Origin of the sequence: Mesorhizobium sp. M7A.F.Ca.CA.002.04.1.1, assembly GCF_004022805.1 — a bacterium.
In the GTDB taxonomy this organism is placed as follows: domain Bacteria; phylum Pseudomonadota; class Alphaproteobacteria; order Rhizobiales; family Rhizobiaceae; genus Mesorhizobium; species Mesorhizobium ciceri.
Map to the genome: position 1 here is coordinate 1 of NZ_RZPL01000594.1, position 3659 is coordinate 3659.

Consider the following 3659-nt stretch of genomic DNA (forward strand, 5'->3'; position numbering starts at 1 on the left):
GATCACCGCCATGCGCGCCTCTTATGCGCTTCCCGGCGTGTTCGAGCCGGTGAATTGCAACGGCCGCGTGCTGGTCGACGGCGCTCTGGTCAACCCCGTACCGGTTTCGGTCTGCCGCGCCTACGAGCAGCCGCTCGTCGTGGCGGTCAACCTTCACTATGACCTGTTCGGCCGTGCCGCCGTCATCAAGCACAGCGCTGGCGAACTGGTCGTCGAAAAGGACGCGCCGAGGGCCGGACATGGCGATCCCGAACACCAGTCGCATCAGACCCGGCTCGGCATCACCGGCGTCATGGTCGAGGCCTTCAACATCATCCAGGACCGCATTTCGCGCGCAAGACTTGCCGGCGATCCGCCAGACATGTCGCTACAGCCGAAGCTCAGCCATATCGGCCTGACCGAGTTCCACCGCGCCGACGAGGCGATCAATCTCGGCTATCAGGCGACGATGGCGCAGATCGGCGAACTGACCCGGCTGCAGACAGTTCTCGCCTGATCAACACCTACGCACGAGCCGCATCGGTGATACGAAACTGAACGGTGCGGTTGCCGTTCCAGTAATTTCCCGACAGCGAACCGGCGACGTGGATTGTCTTGCCCCGGTTCTTGAACAGGAATTCGCCAAGCGCGGTATCGACGGCGCGAAAGGCGATCGCCTGGATCCGGCCGCCGCTTTCCGATTGCAGCTCGACGCGGATGTGATTGGTGCCGACCGGCCGCGCATCGGCCAACCGGTGGCGCGGCAACGCGAAAACAGGGGCCACGTGCCCGGCACCGAAAGGTCCGGCTTGTTCCAGCGCGTCGAGTAGGCTGAGTGTCGCGCCTTCAGCGGCAAGCGCACCGTCTATGGCCAGGCTTTCCTCGCCCTGCAGGCGAAACACGTCGGCTGCCGCCCGCTCTTCGAAAAACGCCCTGAGCTCACCAAGCCTCGCCCGCTCGACGGTGATGCCCGCCGCCATGCCATGCCCGCCACCCTTGACGATCAGACCGGCAATCGCCGCCTCGCGCACCAGCCGGCCGAGGGCGAAACCCGAGACCGAGCGGCCCGAGCCGGTGCCGATGCCGTTGGCGTTGAAGGCGATGGCGAAGGCGGGCCGGCGGGCATGATCCTTCAGCCGTGAGGCGAGCAAACCGACGATGCCCGGATGCCAGCTGTTGCTGGCGGTGACGACGATAGCCGGGCCATTGCCGCCGGCGAGCTCCGCATCGGCCTCGGCGCGCGCCGCCGCGAGCATCTCCTGCTCCATCAGCTGCCGTTCCTGGTTGAGCCGGTCGAGCGTCTCGGCAATGGTGCGCGCCTCGACCGGGTCGTCGGTCGCAAGCAACCGGCTGCCAAGTGCGGCATCGCCGATGCGTCCGCCGGCATTGATGCGCGGGCCGATCAGATAGGCCAGATGGAAGGTGCTGATCGGCTCGCCGATGCGCGACACCCGTGCCAGTGCCGCGAGCCCTTCGTTCTTCTGCTGGCGCGCCATCTGCAGCCCCTTGACCACGAAGGCACGGTTGACGCCGGTCAGCGGCACCACGTCACAAACGGTGGCCAATGCCACGATATCGAGCAGCGAAAGCAGGTCCGGCGGCGTAGCATCGGCCATGCGGCTACGCAGGATCCTGGCCGTCTGCACAAGGGCGAGGAAGACCACGCCGGCGGCACAGAGATGGCCCTGCCCGGAAAGGTCGTCGTCGCGATTGGGATTGACGACAGCGATTGCCGCCGGCAAGGCACCGCCGACCTGGTGGTGGTCGAGCACCACGACATCGGCCCCGGCCTCATTGGCGGCATCGATGGAAGCGGCGCTGTTGGTGCCGCAATCGACGGTGACGATCAGTGTCGCGCCACGCGAAACAAGTTCGCGCATGGCGTCGGGGTTGGGGCCATAGCCCTCGAAAATACGATCCGGGATGTAGATTGCCGACGGCACCGAGAAATGCGTGAGGAACCGCTTCAGCAAGGCCGACGAGGCGGCGCCGTCGACATCATAGTCGCCGAAGATCGCCACCTTTTCCCTGGCCATCACCGCGGCGGCGATCCGGGCCGCCGCCCTGTGCATGTCGGTCAGCGATGCCGGATCCGGCAGAAGATCGCGGATCGTCGGATCGAGAAACCGCTCGGTCTGCTCGGCGGTGACGCCGCGGCCGGCAAGCACCCGTGCTACGATATCGGGTACCCCGTAGCCTTGCGCGATGGCGAGCGCGATCATGTCCTGCCGCTCGGTCAGCCGGTGCTCCCAGGAAACCCCTGATACCGACTGCCTGACATCGAGGAAGAGGCGCTTTTCGCCGGTCATACGCTTTGCCAACTCATCGTTGGCCGCACGATAGTGCATGTCGCCCAAAAGTGCGCAGCGGTTTTGGGGCGACGACCTGCATTGGCAACGATTTAAATCGTGTCACGTTCATGCGACGCTCTATAGGCCAAAGGCAGGCAAAGCCAAGCGATTCACGGTGTGCGCCGTCCGGGAAGTGTCAAGAAAACTGCGCTTTCCGCTTTTCAGCCTGGCGCCGAAGCCATTCGTCGGCCGCATCGCCCATCGTCGTTTCCACACCGTCCTTGAGCCAGGCCATGAAAGGCCGGTCGAAGCTGAATGCGTAGCTGCATTCCCGGATGAGAAAGCGACGCACATTCTGGGTGTTGCGATAAGACTGCGTGATGGCGGTGGCGCGCGAGATCGGATCCGCGTGCCAGTCGAACGGTTTCATCGTCAAATCCTTGCAGCCAATATCGGGTGCGCCCGAATGGCTAACAATTGCAAGGTGGCTTCGCAAGCAAGCGTCAGAACTTATCCAGGTCCTGATGGCGTGCCTTGATCTCGCGCACCGTCCGCGACGACGAGCGCAGCACGATCGTGTGGGTGGTGATGTAATTGTGGCCGAACTTGACGCCAGCCAGCATGTTGCCGTCGGTGACACCGGTGGCCGCAAACAGCACATCGCCGCGCGCCATGTCCTCCGTCCGATAGACCCGTTTCGGATTGGAAATACCCATCTTTGCCGCGCGAGCAACCTTTTCCGGTGTGTCGAGGATCAGCCTGCCCTGCATCTGGCCGCCGGTGCAGCGCAGCGCGGCGGCGGCCAGCACGCCCTCGGGTGCTCCGCCAGTGCCGAGATAGATATCGATGCCGGTTTCTTCCGGATCCGTGGTGTGGATGACGCCGGCGACATCGCCGTCGCCGATCAGCCGGATCGCGGCACCCGTGGCGCGCACGGCATCGATCAGCTTGGCATGACGTGGCCGGTCGAGGATACAGGTGGTGATGTCCGAAATAGCCACGCCCTTGGCGCGGGCGAGGCTGGCGATGTTTTCGGCCGGTGAGGCATCGATATCGATGACGCCGTCCGCATAGCCCGGACCGATGGCGATCTTGTCCATGTAGACATCGGGCGCAAACAGCAGGCTGCCCTTTTCGGCGATGGCGATGACGGCGAGCGCATTGGGCAGGTTCTTGGCGCAGATCGTCGTGCCTTCGAGCGGATCGAGCGCGATATCGACCGCCGGACCTTTGCCGGAGCCGACTTCTTCGCCGATATAGAGCATCGGCGCTTCATCGCGCTCGCCCTCGCCGATCACCACCGTGCCCCTGATGGAAAGCCGGTTGAGTTCCTGGCGCATGGCATCCACGGCGACCTGGTCGGCCGCCTTTTCGTCGCCGCGCCCACGC

At 64.6% G+C, this 3659-nt stretch carries 4 protein-coding genes; 1 reads left to right on the top strand and 3 read right to left on the bottom strand.

The features are described 5' to 3' along the window. The coding region (locus ENZ75_RS24915; protein WP_164887981.1) for a patatin-like phospholipase family protein at positions 1 to 496 on the top strand (496 nt) is incomplete at its 5' end. A gap of 7 nt (positions 497 to 503) precedes the next feature. Here ENZ75_RS24915 and recJ read toward each other — a convergent pair. From recJ to glpX, 3 genes are all read right to left on the bottom strand, one after another. Then, positions 504 to 2288 carry a single-stranded-DNA-specific exonuclease RecJ gene (gene recJ, locus ENZ75_RS24920; protein ID WP_128278387.1) on the bottom strand — a complete coding sequence of 595 codons (1785 nt, stop codon included), beginning with the start codon at positions 2286 to 2288 and terminating at the stop codon, positions 504 to 506. Between the two features lie 178 nt (positions 2289 to 2466). After that, positions 2467 to 2700 carry a DUF6434 domain-containing protein gene (locus tag ENZ75_RS24925; RefSeq protein ID WP_063167872.1) on the bottom strand — a complete coding sequence of 78 codons (234 nt, stop codon included), beginning with the start codon at positions 2698 to 2700 and terminating at the stop codon, positions 2467 to 2469. Positions 2701 to 2773: 73 nt separating this feature from the next. Continuing rightward, positions 2774 to 3659 (bottom strand): class II fructose-bisphosphatase (gene glpX / locus ENZ75_RS24930; protein WP_128278388.1); only part of this gene is annotated, 886 nt, incomplete at its 5' end.